This is a genomic window from Dyadobacter bucti, from assembly GCF_005869225.1.
Taxonomy (GTDB): Bacteria; Bacteroidota; Bacteroidia; order Cytophagales; family Spirosomataceae; genus Dyadobacter; species Dyadobacter bucti.
This window is the reverse complement of record NZ_SWFP01000012.1, coordinates 80,453-101,322: the sequence shown is the minus strand read 5'-3', so window position 1 is coordinate 101,322 and position 20,870 is coordinate 80,453. Positions and strand designations below refer to the sequence as shown.

At 37.7% G+C, this 20,870-nt stretch carries 14 protein-coding genes; 4 read left to right on the top strand and 10 right to left on the bottom strand.

From position 1 onward, the window contains the following. Positions 1-102 precede the first annotated feature (102 nt). The 3 genes from FBF61_RS29910 to FBF61_RS29900 all read right to left on the bottom strand — a co-directional run bounded on the left by FBF61_RS29910 (position 103) and on the right by FBF61_RS29900 (position 6,825). Positions 103-5,232, bottom strand: a complete 5,130-nt coding sequence (locus FBF61_RS29910; protein ID WP_138484489.1) for a helicase-like domain-containing protein — start codon at positions 5,230-5,232, stop codon at positions 103-105. A 25-nt stretch (positions 5,233-5,257) separates the two neighbouring features. Next, entirely contained in the window at positions 5,258-5,719 is a 462-nt protein-coding gene (locus tag FBF61_RS29905; RefSeq protein ID WP_138484487.1) for a hypothetical protein, read from the bottom strand. 242 nt (positions 5,720-5,961) lie between these two features. Continuing rightward, positions 5,962-6,825: a DUF932 domain-containing protein gene (locus tag FBF61_RS29900; protein ID WP_138484485.1), complete on the bottom strand. Its 864-nt coding sequence runs from the start codon at positions 6,823-6,825 to the stop codon at positions 5,962-5,964. 472 nt (positions 6,826-7,297) lie between these two features. On the opposite strand from FBF61_RS29900, the gene FBF61_RS29895 reads away from it, so the two are divergent. Both FBF61_RS29895 and FBF61_RS29890 read left to right on the top strand, forming a co-directional pair. Then, complete coding sequence (locus FBF61_RS29895) at positions 7,298-7,912, top strand: hypothetical protein (RefSeq protein WP_138484483.1); 615 nt, start codon at positions 7,298-7,300, stop codon at positions 7,910-7,912. A 61-nt stretch (positions 7,913-7,973) separates the two neighbouring features. Beyond that, positions 7,974-8,615, top strand: a complete 642-nt coding sequence (locus FBF61_RS29890; RefSeq protein WP_138484481.1) for a DoxX family membrane protein — start codon at positions 7,974-7,976, stop codon at positions 8,613-8,615. 654 nt (positions 8,616-9,269) lie between these two features. Here the strand turns inward: FBF61_RS29890 and FBF61_RS29885 are convergent. From FBF61_RS29885 to FBF61_RS29870, 4 genes are all read right to left on the bottom strand, one after another. Continuing rightward, positions 9,270-9,563, bottom strand: a complete 294-nt coding sequence (locus FBF61_RS29885; protein ID WP_138484479.1) for a single-stranded DNA-binding protein — start codon at positions 9,561-9,563, stop codon at positions 9,270-9,272. Between the two features lie 157 nt (positions 9,564-9,720). Further along, entirely contained in the window at positions 9,721-11,853 is a 2,133-nt protein-coding gene (locus tag FBF61_RS29880; protein ID WP_138484476.1) for a type IA DNA topoisomerase, read from the bottom strand. Between the two features lie 26 nt (positions 11,854-11,879). After that, positions 11,880-14,828: a toprim domain-containing protein gene (locus tag FBF61_RS29875; protein ID WP_138484474.1), complete on the bottom strand. Its 2,949-nt coding sequence runs from the start codon at positions 14,826-14,828 to the stop codon at positions 11,880-11,882. Positions 14,829-15,068: 240 nt separating this feature from the next. Then, complete coding sequence (locus FBF61_RS29870) at positions 15,069-16,214, bottom strand: hypothetical protein (protein ID WP_138484472.1); 1,146 nt, start codon at positions 16,212-16,214, stop codon at positions 15,069-15,071. A gap of 81 nt (positions 16,215-16,295) precedes the next feature. Between FBF61_RS29870 and FBF61_RS29865 the strand changes: the two genes are divergently transcribed. Next, positions 16,296-16,997 (top strand): M23 family metallopeptidase, encoded by a 702-nt coding sequence (locus tag FBF61_RS29865; RefSeq protein WP_138484470.1) that lies wholly within the window; start codon positions 16,296-16,298, stop codon positions 16,995-16,997. A 2-nt stretch (positions 16,998-16,999) separates the two neighbouring features. Here FBF61_RS29865 and FBF61_RS29860 read toward each other — a convergent pair whose 3' ends face one another. Continuing rightward, positions 17,000-17,509 (bottom strand): hypothetical protein, encoded by a 510-nt coding sequence (locus tag FBF61_RS29860; RefSeq protein ID WP_138484468.1) that lies wholly within the window; start codon positions 17,507-17,509, stop codon positions 17,000-17,002. A gap of 182 nt (positions 17,510-17,691) precedes the next feature. Then, complete coding sequence (locus FBF61_RS29855) at positions 17,692-19,860, bottom strand: YWFCY domain-containing protein (protein WP_138484466.1); 2,169 nt, start codon at positions 19,858-19,860, stop codon at positions 17,692-17,694. 108 nt (positions 19,861-19,968) lie between these two features. Here FBF61_RS29855 and FBF61_RS29850 point away from each other — a divergent pair, with 108 nt between their 5' ends. Then, positions 19,969-20,448, top strand: coding sequence for a hypothetical protein (locus FBF61_RS29850; protein ID WP_138484464.1), 480 nt, complete (start codon positions 19,969-19,971; stop codon positions 20,446-20,448). Positions 20,449-20,510: 62 nt separating this feature from the next. Here the strand turns inward: FBF61_RS29850 and FBF61_RS29845 are convergent, their stop codons facing one another. Further along, positions 20,511-20,816 (bottom strand): hypothetical protein, encoded by a 306-nt coding sequence (locus FBF61_RS29845; RefSeq protein ID WP_138484462.1) that lies wholly within the window; start codon positions 20,814-20,816, stop codon positions 20,511-20,513. Positions 20,817-20,870 lie beyond the last annotated feature (54 nt).

Below are 20,870 nucleotides of genomic sequence, written 5' to 3'. Positions count from 1 at the left end.
AAGATATAAAAAAATACCAACTATTACAATATATTGTAATAGTTGGTATAGAATTAAGTTTTTTCCCCACTTGTTCCAATTATCTGGACTCGAAATTTTAAGTTACATTCCCCTGCGGATGAAGGATCTATTTCTGAATTGTGATTCATCCCCCGGTGGAGTATCCACTTTCCCATTTAAGGGAATAATTTTTTCGGTCTCAGTTTCTTTCATTCCATTTTCCTTACCGGCATTTTGCTCCTTATCCTTATTTGGATTAAGGCTCTCAGTCAGGCGCTTCTCAATGACTACAAGGCTATCCTTCAACTCCTTCAACTTTTCTTCTTTTGGCCAAGCTTTGGACAAAACATCTTTGGTCATTTCCATGTCCTTGATGTAACTGGCCTTTCGTTCTTCCATTCCCTTAATTAACTTTTCAAAGGTTTCTGGGGAAACAGATTTATTTACCCACTCCCCTGCTGTTTTTACCTTATCACTTTGCAGATATCCCGAATTGTGTTTGTAGCCAATGTCGTTAGACGATCTCAGTTCCCATCGATGTGACATTTTCTGAGTGCCTGCATCGATGTCTACAATAGAAGCTTGAAAAGTGTCTAGGGTAAGATCAAAGCCTTTTATATGGCTAATCAACTTTGTGCCGTGCTTCTTGTTTGTCATTTCAGCTTGTAACATTAGCCGACCTAGATCTTCCACTTTGTCCATATCGACAAATGGGATTAGTTTACCATCCTTATCATATCGAACAACGGCTTTTTGATCCGCTTTAACTTTGGAAATATTTTCTTCTGTCTTCTCCAATGATACACCCATTTGTAAGTAAACTGCCCTTTGATATGATATGTCTTTGCCAAAGATTTTTTTCTCCGCCTCCAAACCTGTTATTTGCTTTTCAATTTTAGTTTTTTCAAGTAAATCTTTGTTTCCAGAAAGCAGGGCTACATATTCGGCATAATTCATACCATTGCTTTCATCAGCACTACCTTCGTCAATTCTACGAATGTTAATGTTTTGGTTCTTAATTTGGGATATAAACAGAGACTTATTTTGTACCAAATTAAACATGAAGTTATCAAGGGTTTTTTCGACCGCATAGACATAATTTTGAACTTCATTTCCAAAATGATTTTTAGCAACTTCATTACCTGCTCTTGATCCACGTCCTACACGCTGTTCCAGGTCACTTGGTTTCCAGGGCACATCTAAATGATGAAGAGCCACAATGCGCTGCTGTGCATTTACACCGGTTCCCAACTTTTCAGTCGAGCCGATTAATACACGAATTGAGCCTTCATTAGTTTCTTTTATTATCTGTTGCCTTTGCTTATCATTATTCGCATCGTGAATAAATCGAATCTGCTTTTCAGGAATACCAAATTCCGTTATGAGCTTGATTTTCAGTGCATCGTATACATTAAAATTTGAGTTAGCCGAAGGAGTACCTAAATCGCAAAATACCATCTGCGTTCCCTTATAAGAATTTGACTCCTTGTAATGTTTTGCAATGATGTCTGCGCATACACTTACCTTGGAGTTGGGCTGATCAGAAAGATCCGGATTAATAAGGCGCATATCTAATGCAGCCTTTTTTGAGTAGTTAGTTGCAATCAGCATTTTAGCAGTCTCTTCGGATTTGCTTAACGGCGCTCGTCCCAACAACATACCATTTCCTGTCTGAGCAAATTCAATTAGCTTATCTGTAAAAGCTGCTTGATCCTCCGTCGGCTTCATATTCACCAATTTATGTGCCGCTTTCGGTCTGTCAACCCCTACCATTTCCGCGGTGCGATAGTCAGTGATCTGACTATACATCAAAGCGAGTTCCGGTACTTTTATAAAATTCTTAAACCTTGATTTCTCAATAAGCTGATTGGTTACAGAAAACTCGTAGTCAGTCGTTTTCTTAGCAAAAACAGATAACCATGAATCAAAATTTTCGATTTTTCTTCTCTCTAATTCCTTTGGCCGTAAGTACTTGAAGAGAAGGTACAACTCCGTTAAAGAATTGGAAATTGGTGTTCCTGAAAAAAATGTAACGCCACTATCGCTTCCCCTTTTCTCTTGAATTGTGCGAACTGCAAAAAGCATATTTAAAGCCCTTTGCGATCCAATAGGATTACCCAAGCCAGCAACACGGTCATGCCTTGTCGTAAACATCAGATTCTTGAACTTATGGCTTTCATCGACCATCAGGGAATCAATTCCCATTTTCTCAAAATCTATCACATTGTCCTTTTTGTCTTTAAGTTGGGTTACAACTTCGTTCAAGTTATTCGATAGAGAAACTTTCCTTTTTTCCAGCCCCTTCATCAATGAAGTGCCAACAGACAAACCCGATTTTTCCAGTTCGCGCAAGTCCTTTTCAAGGTTATCAACTTCTTTATCCAAAATTCTTCTCTGAACATTCAAACTTTGTGGGATTTTAGAAAATTGATCATGAGTTAAAATGATTGCATCCCAATTTTCATTGGCGATAGAGCTGAACAATTTCTCCCTGTTAGGCTTTGCAAAATCGTTTTCATTGGGTGATAGTACTTTTGCATCAGGATACACTGCTCTAAATGTATCTGCAATCGCTCCTACATTAGCTTTTAAGCCAATTAACATTGGTTTAGCTGCCAAACCTAGGCGCTTCATTTCGTAAGCAGTTACGATCATTGTTAAGGTTTTCCCTGTTCCAACTTCATGATCTACTATACCTCCTGCATTTTGCAACAACATCCAAGATGTGTCTTTTTGAGAATCGTATAATTTTTCAAGACCAACATTTTGAAGCTTTAAGCCTGGGAAAGTCATATGAGAACCATCATACTTAGGCTTAGTTTCAGCGTTGAAAAGATTGTTGTACGTACTCTCAATGCCCTGCTTGTCTTTTTCGGGAAGATTTTGAATCCAATCAGAGAAACCATTTCTAATCAAATCAATTTTTTGCGAAGCTAACCTTACATTTTCAGCATCCCTTACCTTTACATCTTTTCCATCCGGACCTTCAACTGTTTTTGTGATATCCGGAACATTATCTAGTAGCGCATATCTTAGTAGATCAACCCCTGTGTAAGTACGACGATCTGTTTGAACCGCATATTCTGTGCCAATTTTAGAATTGTATCCAAAAGACTTAATAGCATAATCATCAATTGCCGGTGAATAGTTTACTTCGACGTCAGAAGAAAAAAAGTTGGTAGCAAACCGAGAATAGATTTTTGGATCGATCCACCTTTCACCCAAATTAAAATCTAACAAGTCAAAAGGAACTGGCTCAGGTTTAACAGTATCCAAAAATGCCAAAGTCCTTTGAATTTCTGGATCATTGTGATTAGCCAGATCTTTTATGTTCTCTATTTTCTGCAAAATGTTTCCTGAACCTAGAACATCTTTGACCTGGTATTCGTCGTCTAATGGTGAGAAATACAGTTTATCACTCAATTCCTTTTTGAGATGGTCTGTGTCGAGTCCGGAAACACTACCCATGTAATCAAAATTCACTCGACCAAACAGATTCAAAGACGCGGCTAGTGATTCATTAGGAGTAAAAACATCAATTTTGGCCGAAGCAATGTGTACCGGCTCAAAGAAAATATCTGTCTTTACATAATCATTTCTATCCTTATCAAATTTTTCCAATGAAAGCAACTCTCTTCCGGCAGGGTCGAGAAGGATCGTATCCATGTTGCTTTTATGCTTTAAAGGGCCATAAAAAGTTGTGAATAGGTCATACGACTCATTTAACTTCTGTCGTGACTCCCTATCTTCAATTTGATTATCCCTCTCACTTTTAAGAAGCCCAAAATAAGCATCACGAATATCAATTAGTGCCTCCCATTGCTTGGTTTGCTTTGGTGATAATTGAAAATCTTCAACCAGGGGATTGCCATTATCGTCTTTACTTACCTTACCTATCCTACCGCCTTGCGACACAATACTATCATCACTTATATGGTCAAACAATTTGCCGGTAAATGGCAAAGGGTTAGGTTTTCTTACTTCAACCTCTGGTGATTGAGCAAACAGATCAAGTTGTGGAGCAAAAAGATCAAGCTGGCCAGTTGAGACTGAGTTTTTGCGTGGAAGCTTACTAATCTTGCCATATGCTTCACTATCAAAGTTGATTTGAATATCATTTGCGAGGATTCCATGCAGGGTTTTCCCTATTTCTTCTGCACCTCCATCGTGTTTATATATAAATGCAGGTTTTCCATACTGGTTAGTATCGACAACTTTACTTGTGTGAATTATACTTTTAGGGTTGCTATCAAAGTAGTCGTTTGATAAGACATCGTTGCCATTGCTCAGGCTGGCCAAGTCAGAGGCATGTGAAGTAGTCTCCAAAAACGCTTTTTCAGTTTTACTATAAACATTGGTTGGCTTGCTCCGCTTTTGGATAACAATCAAATCGGAGCCTGCTTGCGTACCAGCTGATTCAAATAAATTTTGTGGGAGTCTGACCGCTGAAACAAGCTTTCCCTGCTGCAATAAACTTTCTCTAAAATCCCTGTTGGATCCCGAATCAGCAAAATTACTAGTGGTTATAAAGGCTACTAATCCACCTGGTTTAGCTTGTTCAAGCGATTTCAAAAAGAAATAATTATGAATCTGATTTACTGCTCGCGCTTCAACGTGCCCTTTCTTTTGAAAAGCAGGATCATATACCGATATTGCTCCAAAAGGAATATTGGAAGTAACTAAGTCAAAATGATTTTGATACCTCCCACCAATATTTTCAAAGCCTTCAACCCTAGTTCTGTCATTAGATTTTACGGAAAGTACAAGGCCAGTAAGCAAATCCTTCTCAAACATGACAACATCATTAGGACAATGGCTTTTTCTCAAACGGTCAACAAACAATCCGCTCCCTGCGGAAGGGTCAAGAATAGATTTAATATTGACCTGATTGTCTTTAAGTGCGTTTGAAATAGCATCTACAATGGGAACCGGCGTATAAAAACTTGTTAAGACGCTGTTCTTAACAGAATCAACATATCGCTTCTTTTCGTTGGGTCTGTATTGCTCAATTAAATCGTATATTTCCTGAACGTATGGCTGTACACGATGCTTTTTTCCAGTCCATAACTGGTCAATTTTTGGATCTAATAAAATCTCAGTTATTGAGCCGAAACCAGAATAACCAGATAGAACTTCGCGTTCTTCTGCGTTTGCTTTACGTCCTTGTTTTGATAATTCAAAAGCAGTCGATAAAGCCGCTATATTATTAGTTAATACGTCGAACTTATTCATTAAACAAATGGGAAATGGAAACTGATTAGTTTCGTTGGAGAAGTGTCAGAGAAATTTTCCGGAGTAAGTGAGCCTTAGCGTCGCTTACGTCACTCGGATTTGTAGAAAATTCCACAGTTTCGATTTCCGTTTGAACAAGTGGCAGTAACTTCAATAGAAGTTCTCTATCAGACGCATCTGATATTCCGGTTAGTTGTTGGATGGTATCCTCATTCTCGATAATAAAATCACGAAGAGTTCCTATTGGTGATGATATGCTTTCAAGTGTCCTGGCTAACGATTGTTCAATAGCCTCTGTGCTTTGGAAGCCTTCCTTTTCAAGAGTAAGAACATGATCTATTGTATCCTCGGACCAGGCTTTAATCTTTTCTTCAAAATCATCTCCTTTATCAAGCAGGTCGGGATGATACTGCTGGATATAATTTCTTATACGATTCTGAAAGTAGCCGTTTTCGGCTTCGAAATTATTTTCATTTATAGTATCCATACAATAAAGTTTAAATTATAATATATCAAATATATAATTTAAACTTTATCAAATTACTAAAACTTAGGAAATTAAAACTCAAAAACTGATTGTAGCTCATGTTACGTGAATTTTCCTAGTGAAAACATAACCTAAATGTTTCTTATTAAAGAAATCTGATACAATCATTGTCCAAACCCGGAGCCAAAGGCTCCGGTCGGCAAAATTAGAGTAAGTGGCGCTAGCCACTTACTCAGTAAAAATTAACAGCTTAAAACTTGCCTTGCTACACTTTTGCAATAGTTGTAACCTTCGAGGTTCAAAATTTTAGCGCTACCAAACATGCCACTCTCATCAGCGCCTTTCAATACATGGGTGGTGTAATGAGTAACTCCGCCGAAAAGTCCGTAAAGATTGAAGCCAATGTCTTCCATTTCACTACTTAGACTCTCATCAATTGAAGTCATAATATTTCTTTTGCGCGTGCTGACCTCCTTGTCTCCTAGAATTTCTTCATTGCTCAAATTGGCTAGACGCGCAATCAGACTTTGCTTTATTTCGTCTGAAACTTCAACTTTTGAGAATTCATCTAACGTTTTGTAATAACCTGACAATTCTCTTTTATAACTTTCAAACCCTGATAAAATCTGATTTACTCCGTTATGTAAACTGCTACAATGTCTAACTTTTAGCATTCTGAATTGCTGGGCAAAACGATTATTGCATCGAACCATAATGTTAGAATTCCCGACAAAAAATCCTGTGCTGCCATCATGGGAATTGCCTAACATGAGATAGTCTTTAAACTCAAAGCCACCAACTTCAAAGGTTTCCGTACATCTAAGATACCCTAGCATTTTTTTGCCTCTATCCACTTCATAAATAGCTTCGACCGGGAAGTTGGTAACACTTGCAAACCTTTCTACTGCATCAATAAATTGTGCGTTCGTTTGTGGGGTGTAACTGTTTTTGCAAACATTCAATAAGTCTCCATTGTCACCACGAAGAATCGTTTTGTAGTCAGACAAACCAACTACTGAATCTTGGAATTTCGTGTCCAAAGTTGATGTAACAATGTCCCAGTCAGATAATGTTGTAAGAACCGAAGAACTGATTAAATTTTCCATAAAATGTTTATTTTAAGAGGTTTATAATGACGGTCTGTCAACCGTTTCAACATTCTAAAGATACGGAAAAGAGTTAATTAATACAATATATTGTAATAGTAAACCTTTCTTCCCATCTGTTCTTTTCAAATTTTTCACAAATCATAAAAAGCTAGCGTTCCACTACCTGGCCGCCAGCTGCTTTGGATAAATCATTAAGGTTTTTGGTGAAGATCTTCGACCAGGATAAGGATTTTCTTAGGTGAGTAATCAGTGATCAGTCCAGGTGCTAACAAATGCGATTGTCAAAAGCTTAGTGTTTAAGAATGCACTTACATGTAGTATTCTCGACAACCCAAAATACAAAGAAAGCGTATAATGCCCTCTTGCATTCAGTCAACAACTCATTAATCTTAAAGTGGCTTCTCATCCGACATGCAACATTATCGATGACTTATGCGAACACTAATAAACAGGACCTACAACTCATTTGATGATAAAAAAACTACTGATAGTCATATTGCATGTATTGCTAATAAGTTGCCCGCTTGCTGGAATGCAAAGCGCATTTGGCCAGCAGCTGCCACTTACAAGTGAAGCAGTTTCGTCCAGCCAAGACAAACAAAAAACTTTTGTTACCGATGTAGGCAAAAAATATCTGGTTTTAAATAAAGCGCCAAGAATTGGAAAATTCCGTCGCTACCGGTTCATAGCAGGGCAAGAGGTAAACTTCAAGGTTAAAAATGAGAGAAAGCGTTTTAAAACAAAAATTCTTAGCATTTCTGACTCGTCCTTTACAATCGACAATGACTTAGCCGCAAGTATTGAACCTAGAGAAATCATGCTTAGTGAATTAAGGCTATTCAAGATTTCAAGGCGCATTCCCTTCGTAAGTGAAGCGGCTTACTATTTTCCAATTGGCGGTTTACTTTACATAGGAGCAGATTTTTTTAACAAGGGCATCGATGATAAGCGTTTTACAACGGATGCTTCTGCTTTCATTGTTGGCGGGACATTGATGCTAGCCGGTCTGATTTGCCATAAATTGTCATCTCATACTATTAAAATCAACAATAAGAATACGCTCAGGGTATTATCAAGCGATTGAGGCTGAACTGTGAAGTAAAGCTTATTATCCAATCTACTTTCCCATCACTAAAAGTACATAAATGCCTATTTTGCAACACGTTAGAAACAAGGAGACATTTCAGATTCTTACAATATATCTTCGATATTTGATTGGTGGAGCATTTGTATTTTCCGGTATTGGAAAACTAATGGGGGGTAGATTCATTCCAGCAGGCTCTATGCAGATTCCGATTGAGGGTATGGCATTAGATGTCTTCTTTGAGACTTTATTTAGGACAGGTATTTGGTGGCGCTTCCTAGGATTCGGACAAGTCTTTGCCGGCTTGCTGCTAGTTACCCAGCGGTGGAGTACATTAGGTGCTATTCTGTTCTTTCCAATATCTTTAAATATATTCTTTATCACCATTTCAATGGATTTTCGAGGTACGCCGATAGTAACCGGTTTAGTTCTACTTGGCAATATATGGTTGCTATTTTGGGATCATACGAGGCTAAAAGTGCTGCTCTATCCGAACCGAGACGTCGAGATTACCATTGTTGAGACATCGGACCAACTTGGTGTGCCCCGGATTTGGGAAACCCTGGGCTTACTTATCTTTATAATTTCCATTTCCTTTGGTAATCGAGAAAAATTTTCACTGTGGAGCATATTGTGCCTGCTCAGTGGCCTTGTCGGTCTATTTGTATTTAAAATGTATGTGTCTAAACAAAAAGTTAAATAATCTCTCAGAACTTAGAGACGTCTGATAATACTACCATTTATCAACGTATCCTAGTTTCAAAATTACTTACATGTAGTATTCCCGACAACCTAACTGCGATAACATTCTCAACCACTGTAGCATTTTCTTACTTAGTATGGAATGTTTGATAACATTCTCAACCACTGTAGCATTATAAAATTATTCTCATTTGGTATGAAGTATTATCATAACTTCTGAACATTTCTTTTGATCAAATAGTAACTGCAGAATTGTTACATGTAGTATTCCGGACAACCTTAAACGCTGTAAAAGTGACAGCGTGTCACTTTTACAGCATCGCATTATTTATACCATGAAGAAGGAATTCGAGGGCTTCTCGGTCTGGCGGAAACAGGTTTAGTCAGTTTGGGATTATTAAGCTGAATCATCCTTTTTATCACAATGTCTGGAACACCTTGGTCTTTTAAATCAATCAGGTCGTCCGGAGCCGTTGTAAAGCATCGACAACAATTATTGTTTATTGATGATAGCATAACATCCGTACTCACCCTATTTCGGCTCATGTGCATAACATCGGTATTTGATAAACACTTGGAGACAGTATGTGGGATAACGCTTGCGCTGCATGACATTAGACAAGCTAACGTCATGCAATATACGAGACTCTTCATATCAGATTAAATCAATTCGATCAACTGAAATGTTTACAGAAACTTTCGCTTCCCCATCTTTATCCGTGAATGTAGAGAAATCCGGTCTTCCTGATATATGAAGCTTTTTTCCTTTTGTCAAGTGCTCCAATAGTGCAAGATTTGAAGTTCGACAGTTGTACCATTGCGTCATGGATTCGCCAGCTTTATTTTTCCGAGTGCAAGCAACTGAGAAAGCAAGGAACGGTTTCCTATCTTTCAAATCCACCTGTTTGGCATCATCACCTAGATTTCCGATAATTGTTAGATTTTGCATGATTTTTGAAGTTAAACAGTTAAAAATTAGAGGTTTATGTTGTGGTCTGTCAACCGTTTCAACACAATAAAGATATAAAATAAAATTGAGTATTACAATATATTGTAATATATCAACACAGATATACCTTTTTTCCCAAATGTTCGATTAAAAGGCATTATGCCTTGACTGGAAACTTCCTTTCAAACTCTATTTCTAATTTTCCATCTTTAAGTACGACAAAGGCTTCGTAGGGCTTACCCTCTTTCGAATGAAAAGTCAGCTTTTTGGTTTTCCCTTTTAAAACCAAATCTTCGACATTTACATAAGTTAGGGTGCGGCCTCTAAATTCCTTCCAGATTACATATTTGCAAGCTCCGCTCTTGTATTCGGTACAGCCAAAACCTTTTTGATTTTCTGTTAAAGATCCCTTCTTGCAAGCAGGACATAAAACTTTCTCCTTATCCGTCTGAGAAGTCATAGAGATAGTATTAGGATCTACCTCATTCGTATAAACAGATAATACAGAAGTTGCAGCTAATGAAGCAATCTCATTAATGAATGTAAAATAGCTATACTCACCGGAAGCAATCAATTTTAACTTTTCTTCAAACTTCGCTGTTAGTTTGATCTTTCCAATCAACTCATTATGCGTCAACTTATACACACTTAAACCAGCCTGGGTAGGAATAAGCTTTTTGCCTTCCCTTTTTATGAAAAACCGTTTAAGAATTGTTTCAATAATGTTAGCTCTGGTTGCCGGCGTGCCAATGCCAAATTTTTCTTCAGTATCGTCCAGCGTGTCACTTGCATTTTCCATTTGCTTTAACAAGCTAGCTTCTGTAAATAATTGCGGGGGTGTTGTAAACCCTTTATGAACTTCCTTCTTCTCTACGAAACAAATATCCCCTTCTTTCACATCGGGTAAAGGCGTGTTTTCATCGTCCGGGATCAAATCATCTTCATCCACTGCAACTTTACCAAGAAGATTTATTGCCTTCCAGCCATTTTGGATAACGACTTTTCCTCCAACTCTAAACAATCCATCTAAGCCAACCTTAAAAGATAGTACTGTCTTACTTTCAATACATTCATCGGAAAAAGTTTGAATAAAGCGCTCAACAACCGACAGGAATATGAGCTGCTGCTCCTTGGTCATTTTGCCGAGATCAGGCTTCACACCGGTTGGAATTATTGCATGGTGATCAGTAACCTTGCTATTATCGAAAGGCGCTCTGTTAAGCTTTTTTGAAAGAATTGAGGTTACGGGGCCAGAAAGAGAACCAAGTGTTTTTAAAAACTGAAAAGATTTAATTACATCATCTTCCATGTCGTCCGACAAGTAATTGCTATCAGTACGCGGATATGTCACATACTTTGCCTCATATAAGCTTTGAAGTGTGTCAAGCGTAGACTGGGCAGAAATAGAAAACTTTTTGTTCGCATGCTGTTGCAGGTGTGTTAAGCTAAAAAGCTTGGGAGGTGCTGTTTTTACAATTGACTTATCAACGCCTGTACATACAATTGATCCAGCAACAGACTTTAAAACAGCTTCTGCTTCTTCGTTAGTTGCCAATTGTTTGTGATACTTTACAGGAAACTTCCCGTGCTCGTGTTTTAGCAACAATGTGGGAATGAAAAAAGCGGTCTTTTTAAAGTTTACATTGTCTAAATATCGCTGACAAATAAGATTTAATGTTGGCGTCTGAACCCGGCCTATGGAAACCACTTTAATGTCGTTATTTGCGTATTTTACGGTGTAAACGCGAGTCAGATTAATACCTAAGATCCAATCACTTTCACTTCTTCCTTTGGCAGCGTAATAAAGATTATCATAGTCTCGTCCTGGCTTCAAATTACTAAACCCTTTTTGAAATGCTTCGTTTGTTAAGGAAGAGATCCAAAGTCGCTTAAATGGTGTCCGAGATCCCGTAAGGGCGTATATGTAGCGAAATATTAACTCTCCCTCCTGCCCTGCGTCTGTTGCAACTATAATTTCATTAGCAGACTCAAAAAGAGATTTGATTTTGAAATACTGGTTTCTTAATCCGGGATCTTTTGAACAATCAAGTTTGAAGGGCGTGGGAATATATGGAAGTCGCTGTATGGAAGATGCCCAAGTTTGTTTTTGTCCATTTACTTCTCCGAAACCGCGATATGTATCTAATTCGGCAAGAGATACAAGATGACCGATTGCCCAGGTTACTCGATACCCGTTACCCTCGAAGTATCCATCCATTTTATTTGTTGCTTCTAAAAACTCAGCAATAGAGCGAGCAACAGAAGGTTTTTCTGCGATTACAGTTTTCATGACTAATAAATAAGATAAGAATTGGATTAAATTCTCTGCTTCTTGATTGGGGTTGGAGCTTCGGGAGTAGCTGCTTTCATAGCTGGCTCATTAAATGAAGCTTTCGGAGAAACCGATGGTGATGGAGCGATACTGTTATTTTGACTTTGCTCATTCTTTTGAGCAAAGTCACTTAACAAAGGAATACGAGATAGGGACAAATTACTTGACTCAGGCAATGGTTGACCCTTGCGGTCTTTTAAAACATCATTGAAATCATTTTGAACCGATGATGGTCTAAGAATAGCAATTAGCGGCTTTCCGTCTTTCAAAGTGATCTCCTTTGCTAAATAATCCAATGCAGAACTTAGCATTTTGGATATGTTAGGAAATTTAATCTCATAGGAACTGGAAAATGCCGAAGGTTTTTCAACAATCTTTCTACTCAAAAACGACTCCTTCGCTAATTTGGAATCATCTGTTGAATGCACATTGATAGCCGCTACCAAACGATCAATGATTGAGTCGCTTGATTTCTTAGCATTGTCTTGGCCATCCACCTTGGGGTGATTGATCTCAACTTTCAAAATGTTGTATCCAATGTCCTTTTGTGCTTTGTCTTCGACTTTTGATTTTGTAGGATTTATGTAGGAAATGTTAGGTACAATACTATTGTTTACATCCCTAAGTGGGTGATCTACTGCTAGATAGTTGATTGCAAATCTGTTACCGGGTGCATTTCCATCCATCCCTATTACAAACTGAGCCTGCGGATTGGAGGAAATTAGGTTTGAGATGTGCATTTTTTGTTCCCTTGAAGGGTTTCCGGCTGGCGATATATACTGCCTGTATTCGCCTGCTTTCGGAGGGGATAGTTGGTGATAAGACAGTGAGTCTATTGGAGACTCAGAGATAATAATCCGATTAGCTGGGATTTTCTCAAATTGATGCTTGTCTTTATCAACTACCAAGGAAATTGGACCATGAACTGCATGATCAGTATGAAAAGAAGCTACTCCGGCAGATCTGCTTAAAGTACCAATAGTGCCCTTTTCAAGTTGAACTGCCTTGTCCTTAAATGTGAATTCTGAATCTTTCAGCAATACAGCATGATCGTTTGTTTTCCAGACTCCATCCCATTTGCCGCCGACCGGCAAAGCTTTATAATCCTTATTTCGGATGTCAAATGAAAGAATATTTCCTTTTTGAGACGTTAAAGGAAAAGCTATATTTTCAAACTCGCTATTCTTCTTTACACTTAAAATTTGATGCTTAAATTCAGGAGCCAAAACAGTTTTAATATCTAACTGTCTCTCGTTCACTAAATACCCTGCCCTTTTTTCTCCAATATGGGTTGCGTTATATTCTTTTAGGATATCTGCTTGACGTAACTTCTCGTCATTTAAAAATTGGCCTGGGGTGGCCGGCTTCATTGGCAGTATTTGAGATACAGATTGCTTGTAAGTTGGATTGCCAAGCATTGAATCCATTACAGGGAATGCTTCTTTGTATCCACCTTCTTTGAATTTAACAAATTCAATTGAGTCTCCTCTAAAATTTGTATTGTTCAAATCAACGTACATTTTATAATCCCCTTTTGGATTATTCATTACGGCTAGACGCTGGCTATCTCCTTCGATACCTGACTTATAAACGCGGTAAACGTCATTAGGCTTTGATTTATCACTTAAAGAGTACCCGTAGTGGTTTAGTACCAGCTCTAAATCCAAATCCTTTCTCAGCTGCGCGAAATCTCGCTTTTCGTATTTAGGAACAAACTCCTTTGGCTTATCTTCATGCCCAGGGTAGGATATATAAGATTTTTTAGTTGCCATATTTGTTCGATTAGAATCTAAATATAATAAAGGATCAATGATATCAAGCTCCTGGCCTTGTTTTTTGAGATCGACCATCGTCTTGTGTAGCACTTTTAAATTGTATTCTTTGGCTTGGCTTTGAGTACTTCCAACATTATGGAACAGATCCTGCAAGGACATGTGGTTTATGGGAAGCTGCTCTTTTTTAGAATCAGGATATAGTGGAGTACGGTTTTGTTCAGCTCCTTGAACAAGTACACTCCGATCATGGATTTTTTGAAATTCTTCTGATTTAAAGCCATTGATGGAAGGGTAAAAATCAATTCCAAAAGATTGAGAAGTACTTTTGTCAAGTTCACTTTTAATTGGACGTTTTATATCCGGATCAAAGTTTGTCGTAATTCTATCCTTTCCAGATTCTTTAAGTGCTTCATTAAGTTTGTTAATATTTTCGGTTGAAGGTTCAACCCAAACTTTAATTGACCCTACACTTCTTGCTTGCTCATAAGCGTCAACAGCAAAGCTTCCGAAGGCAACATACTTGACACCTTTTGCATTCATGTTATTAAACACTTCAACCTGCTCGTCGTTAACCAAATTAACTGGCTTTATAGGTGGCCGCACTACCGAATTTGCCCTGACAATCTCGCTGTCATAAACAACACCATTATCATGGATATGGGCATTTGCACCAAGAGCTGCACCTGTACCAACAGATGAATTTGACCCTGTTATAACGCTCGACCCAATGGTTGCATTCGTTCCGATAATGCTTTCTTTACCGATACTTGCATGGCTATCAATTACAGAACTAGAACCAATGGAAGACCTTGCACCAATGTCAGAATCTTGCTTAATTAGGACCCTATCCCCTATTCTTGCTGATTCAAAAACAGTTGAATTATCACCAAACCGGCAATCAGACCCGATCTTAACGTTCTTTTCGACAACTATATCATCTCCGAATGTAGTATTTGAACCAACACTAGATCCGGACCGGATTATTGTTCTCTCACCTACGGCTATATTATTACCAAGCCTAACTTCAGTACCGATACTTGCGTTGGGTGCTATGGTAATCTTCCTTTTTTCAAATTCGCCTTTCAAGTCAGATAACTTTTCATAGCTATGAGCAACCTCCTGGTTGTTTTCAGATTGTAAATAGATAGTTTTTGACATCTGATTATATTTATTGAAATTTCATAATGAAAATTTGTGTAACAAACAGTCTAAATTCTTGTGGGAGAAGGCTCCAATCTTCATAAGACATATCTCCCCGGATCTTCGGAATAAATATGTCTTCTCCATCGTCTTCCCGTGAAGGAATAAATTGGGGTTCGAGCGCATCAGGCCCGTATGTTTCGAAAATATAATCCAGTGTTAAAATGTTTTTGGCTTTCATCGGTGTTGTGGATTAGTTCAAAGTCTTTGTTTGACAGCAGGCTTTTCCGGCGTGTCAATGGTCTTTTTGGCCTGCTCAGGTGTTTTATAACTTTCGGAGGCAGTGCTGTTTAAAAGTGATTTTTTGGCGTCTATATTATTCCCTTTCGGAAGCTCAATTCCACTTGCTTTATCCGATTCTCCTACTTTTCCACTTAGTAAATTCAGGTTCACCGTTGCTGAGTATGGCTTGTCGAGCTTTGGGTCTTTTAGACCAGACAATTCGATAGGATTGCCTATCAGTAGATTATGAACTTGTTTTTCTGTTAACTGAACACCTTTATATTTGATTGGTAGATCAGTTACCGGAATCTCATGTTTTCGTTTGTGAATTCCCCCAGGTGCGCCATTCTCTCCTATTAGTGCAACCTTCTGTTTTTGTTCAAGCACGAATAGTTTTCCAGATTCATCCAAAAATTGCTTCTTTCCCTTTGGATCATTGGATAAGTAGTAGTCACCAACGTTATTTAACTGTTGATTAACCTTGTGCGCTTTCTGCGTAGAAGTAGCATTGGATGATAGTGTATCTTTGATCTCCCTGACCAGCTCCTTAGTCTGGCCATCATTTGTGTGTGTCTTTTCTTTTAACAGGCTTGACAACTTAATATCAAATCGAGGATCTACTACTAAGGAGTGACTCAATCCCTTCTTGCTCTCTGACAGATTTACAGAATCGAAAGTGGAAAATCCCAACTTTAAAACAGGAATATTCGAATTAATCTGCTTATCCAGTTGGAAAAGCTTAACACCAAAAAAATGTCGCGGTTTGCCTTCCCCGTCTCTCGAAACATTCTTCACTTGTACAACTTCTCCTTGCATCAAGTTTTGATACACATTCTTCTGAGAAAGGATTTGAAGGGATTGCTTGTCCTGAGCAAGATCGTTCATGGCCTGGGAAAGGTCAACACCTTTATACATTTGTGCTATCCTAGCGATATCAATCTGAGTTTTGCTGATTTCGGCCTTTACAGTACCCGCAGACTGAATGTCTCTGGCATGCTCAATGCGGTCGTTGATAATAACACCGTCATTTGCTGCCATTCCTTTTGACGGAGCTAAACTTTCCGCTTCCTCTCTTGTAATAGGTCTTTTTGAGTCGTTTTGCTGACTAATATTCTTTTGCATGGTTATGAAAGTTATAAATTACATATTAGCAAATATTAAATTATAAATTTATAAATTTGTTTAGACATAAAAAAATTAGCCTTGAATAAGATTATTCGATTTTGTAGCTTTTTGATAGCGATGTGCCTTTCATTGTCCGGAAAAGGGCAAGAAAAAATTTTTATTGACCAGGAAGACGGACATTATGAAAATCAGCAGAATGATTCAGTCGATTATAAAAGTGCGGTTATTAACCTATTGAGAGACGAGCTTAATTTGAAGGAGATATTAGAATCATACATTTATCTAGGCATTGTAGACAGCACATATTTAACTGCAATACCAAGCATAAATCCTATTGAGATAAATGAAAAGCCATTTATTACAAGCCTTTATGGCCATAGAATTCATCCCATCAAAAAAAGATACATTAAACATGAAGGAATTGACCTTGCCTGTCGAAAAGGCTTTCAATTTATCTATGCGACCGCAGATGGAATTGTAAGTCAGTCTGGGTACAATGGTGGCCTAGGATTGAGTGTCTCAATAAAGCATCCAAGTGGTTTTGAAACTATCTACGGCCATTTGAGCGGATTATATGTTCGTAGCGGCTCAGAAGTAAGAATTGGAACTGTAATCGGTGTAATGGGAGAAACTGGCCTTGCAAAGGGCATCCATTTACATTACGCTGTGAAAAAAAATGGAGTACTAATTAACCCACTACCCTATCTAACACTTTATCAGGAATTTAAACAAAAAAAAGACGCTTTAAAGGCGTCTCTTTCCAAATCTGTGGGTAGGTAGCATTACTTTTTAGGCTTTATGTCTAAACCCAAACCATTCATAACACGATTCTTATTTTTAATCTTTTCAAGCTCATCTGATACAACCTTTATCACTTTCTCAGAATAAAGGATCTTGTCAAAGCTATACCCTAATCTATCCACTGTCCTTTTTAAAGTCAGCATGTTAGGACCAGTTCCTTTCGCATCCTTCAAAGCTCTGTATTGTAGATATGATAACCCATAAGGCTCCATTAGGTTTTTCTCGCTGGGTTTTTTAGACTGTTGGTCAAATTCTTCCTGGGTCAATTCACCATTTTCGAATTTATGCAATACTATTAATTTAAGGCACATTGAGAATACTATCTTGTAGTAATATCTAAGTGCTTCGGGTTCTTCATAAATAGCATCAAGCTTTTCAAAAATTTCAGGATTCATATTGTCGTTTTGGTGATCGAGTGTTATAAAAGAAAAGTATTCTTCTAATACATCATTTTGATCAATTGTCGGTGAACTAAGATAATAATTTGTCATAAAATTATATAATTTATGTTGAATGCTGCAGTTACAGATTTAAATTTTATAGAAACACTAAGAAAACACGGTAAAAAGCTATCAAACGGGAGGTTAAAAGCTATAAAAATCACTTTCGATAGCCAATATTTCGGATTGAGCTTATTAAAAGCCTAAGAAAGAATTAGAAGATAAGTGGTTCGTTAGGCTGGCGTAGCTGCTCTTTCTTTGGGAAATTCTAGACTTTCAATTCTCACGAGTTCCCTCACTTCATTTTTGATATTCATATAATTATCCTCCAAAAGCTTTTTCTTCCAGTCTTGCTTGGACATCGTAGCGTAGTTAGCGCCGGGGTAATAACTAGCAACTAACTTTTCTATGTCTTTAATTACTGGTGGCTTTTTATGAATGTTTTTCATCCCATCCTGATCAACTGTAATTAGGGCGTTAAATGTTTTAAGCTCAGTTTCTTCACCAAAGTTGTCAGCAAACTGGCCTACAAATGTGCCTTGGGATAAGGTTGAAATTTTTGATGGTGGTATCGTATCATTGAGCTGTGTAGACAATGTTACAGTTGTATCCTCTCTGCCAAAAGCAATGCTTTCCTGTTCTTGTTGAGTTTTCCCAAAACGTTCTGAAAGTTTTTTCGCAGATTCAAAAACGAGTTGACCAGAAAAGACATTACCAGGCATGTTCATTACAACCTTTGCTGCCTTTTCGCCATATGCACTGGTAAGTTGTTCAAAATCCTGAAAACCAAGCCAAGTAGCTACTTTATTAGAACGAGCTGTCGCTATAAGCGTATCTATTCCTTTCAGGAACATTGTTGGTAATTCATCCCAAAAAAGGGCTGACTTCAACTTACCTTGCTTGTTAACCATTTTAATCATCTTGGAAGTATACAATGAGAATACCGCCCCATAGACTTCTTGTCTCTCCGGATTATTTCCTGTGCACAAAATCTTTGGATCGTCCGGATTGTTGATATCCAAGCCGAAGTCATTACCTGACATGATCCAGTATAAAGTTTCAGATGAAAGCCTAGCAAGAGGTATTCGAACCGAGGCAATTTGTCCTTCAAGCTGTTCAGCTGCCCCATTTAGCGCAGCGCTAGCAAAAGGCCGCACATAGGCTTCTAGTGCCGGATAAGATGCCATAATCCGAAACATCTCTTCGTAATCTTTCTGGCAGGCAAATTCTAAAATATGAGGAAAAGTGCATACGTTTCGAAAGCGCTTGTATAGCGCAAGGTTCTCAGCATTTTGAGACGCAGGTGATTTCGCTAGCTCGACGTTATACAATTTTGTGTACTTATCACTTACCATTTTCATATACCAAATGACCGATGCAAGAAAATTAATTGCCGACTCAACGAAGAAGTCTCCTTGTTTATCTACCCAAGTTCTGTTAAGGTTGAGCATAATTGTGGAAGCACTCTGATAACCATCCAAGATTTCGGTCATTGTCGATGGAAGCAAGGGATTGCATCTGTGAGAATATTCAATGTCATCAAAATTGATCACACAGAATTTGGGGATTAGCAACTCGCCGTTCGGCTTCCTGCCCCACGCCGTTGGATTTTCATTTAAGGTTTTTTGATAAGCATTATAAGCTTCAATAGTTAACGTGGGATATTTGAAGTCATAAACGTAGAGACAATACCCTTTCCAAGTTGATTGCCAAATAGCCGGATTAAGTATGGTAAAAGACTTACCAGATCCGGGAGTACCTAAGATCATATTGGCCCTAAATGGATTTATGATATTAATCCAGCCAGTTCTCCATTTTTTGTTGAAGTAGTACGAGGTTTTGTAGTGGATAGAATAATCGTTCTCCATATATTCTTCATTCTGCGGGAACGTTTCATTCTCATTGTTAAAAATGTCATTGTTATTCTTGAAGAACATTATGCGTGAAGCATATTGTCCTGCTTTAATAACCCAGAAAATACCCAAGGATGTACTGAACAAGTATAAAAAGTCTCCTATATAGCCTGGAAATAAACTTTTTGTATAGAGAATAAAGATGTTGCCGAAAAAAATGATTGTTCCAAGCGCCCCGTATTTGTATACATCTTTTACTGTTATGCTTGGATCAATCCGACCTTTTGACCCAATTGAATAGATTATCAGAAGGAAATAGACAGTTATTTTAGTAATGAGTGGATGAAAAAACAGGCTATATCTTTCATTATGCCTAAGCAATATTTTTGAAAAAAACTCAGTTGGGTTAATTCCTCCAATTGACGGAATTTGCGAAAAGAATGAAAAATTGTACCAGTAATGATGTAAGAAAACCAAAAAGAGTGCAAGGGTGAGCACGAGTTCAACACCCTTAGCACGCCCTTCCTTTTCAGAATTAGTAGCGCTCATAGCTAAAAGAATTATATATTATAAATTATATATTTTCAAATCTATAATTTTTATTTTACATTTAAAATGTCAATTATTTTAAAAATTTAAACAGCTTGAATTACAGCTATGAAACAAACACGAAAACGGGTATGGGTTTTTCTTTTACTCGCAGCATCAATTCCCTTTGCAGCACATGCACAAGAGGAAAAACTTACCGGGAAGGAGATTGAAAGTAATGTCGTCCGAAATTATTTCGCAGATAATAGACAAGAGGTCGAAAGTAATCGCCTCGATTACGTGATCCCAGAATCTTATAAAAAATCTTATCCGGCCAGCCTGGGATATGATCTTGAAGTTTTCGCAAAAGTGAAGATTTTAAGAAGCTACTTTCTTTTAGAATACATGCCCGATCCAGCTCCGGAAGTTCCAGAACAATTTCAGTACCAGAAAATTATTAGTGGTGCAGAACAGGAAAGAATGATAGAGGAAGAGTCTGCGGCCAAATTGTACAAAGAACAGTCTGATCCGATGTATTTCGAGAAATCAAGAAAATCCTTCAAGGAGGAATTTAACAGGAGAATGCAAGAAAGGAATCTCAAAAACTAAAAAAAGGGGGCTGAATATCAGCCCCCTTTTTTAAATAATAAACCCCTCTATATAATTGTAACTTACCTTTTCTGATATTTCGTGCCGTTAATTTCTAACACGTTGTTTTCAATAAGTATAGGAGTAGCACCAAATCCAGTTACAGCAGAGTAATAATTTCCTTCTTTCTCAAATTTAAGAGGGTACTTGTCTCCTTTGCTATATTTAAGAAATAGTCCATTATTCTCTTCATAGATTGTAAGTGTGCTTGCTTTCCCTTTCATCTTATCCCATTCGCCTAAGTATTTATCTTTCACGCTGTCACCCTCAGAGTTCCCTGAACAGGAGATCATAAAAAGTCCCAATAGTATGATCAATATTTGTTTCATCTTTAAATTCTTTAAGTTTTACAATCAAAGCATTAAATAAATAAAAAATATTGA

Coding starts and splice junctions, on each gene's coding strand:
- FBF61_RS29860 (WP_138484468.1), bottom strand. CDS start 17,509: ATGACAAATTATTATCTTAGTTCACCGACAATTGATCAAAATGATGTA.
- FBF61_RS29895 (WP_138484483.1), top strand. CDS start 7,298: ATGATAAAAAAACTACTGATAGTCATATTGCATGTATTGCTAATAAGT.
- FBF61_RS29855 (WP_138484466.1), bottom strand. CDS start 19,860: ATGAGCGCTACTAATTCTGAAAAGGAAGGGCGTGCTAAGGGTGTTGAA.
- FBF61_RS29880 (WP_138484476.1), bottom strand. CDS start 11,853: ATGAAAACTGTAATCGCAGAAAAACCTTCTGTTGCTCGCTCTATTGCT.
- FBF61_RS29875 (WP_138484474.1), bottom strand. CDS start 14,828: ATGTCAAAAACTATCTATTTACAATCTGAAAACAACCAGGAGGTTGCT.
- FBF61_RS29910 (WP_138484489.1), bottom strand. CDS start 5,232: ATGAATAAGTTCGACGTATTAACTAATAATATAGCGGCTTTATCGACT.
- FBF61_RS29900 (WP_138484485.1), bottom strand. CDS start 6,825: ATGGAAAATTTAATCAGTTCTTCGGTTCTTACAACATTATCTGACTGG.
- FBF61_RS29870 (WP_138484472.1), bottom strand. CDS start 16,214: ATGCAAAAGAATATTAGTCAGCAAAACGACTCAAAAAGACCTATTACA.
- FBF61_RS29845 (WP_138484462.1), bottom strand. CDS start 20,816: ATGAAACAAATATTGATCATACTATTGGGACTTTTTATGATCTCCTGT.
- FBF61_RS29885 (WP_138484479.1), bottom strand. CDS start 9,563: ATGCAAAATCTAACAATTATCGGAAATCTAGGTGATGATGCCAAACAG.
- FBF61_RS29890 (WP_138484481.1), top strand. CDS start 7,974: ATGCCTATTTTGCAACACGTTAGAAACAAGGAGACATTTCAGATTCTT.
- FBF61_RS29905 (WP_138484487.1), bottom strand. CDS start 5,719: ATGGATACTATAAATGAAAATAATTTCGAAGCCGAAAACGGCTACTTT.
- FBF61_RS29850 (WP_138484464.1), top strand. CDS start 19,969: ATGAAACAAACACGAAAACGGGTATGGGTTTTTCTTTTACTCGCAGCA.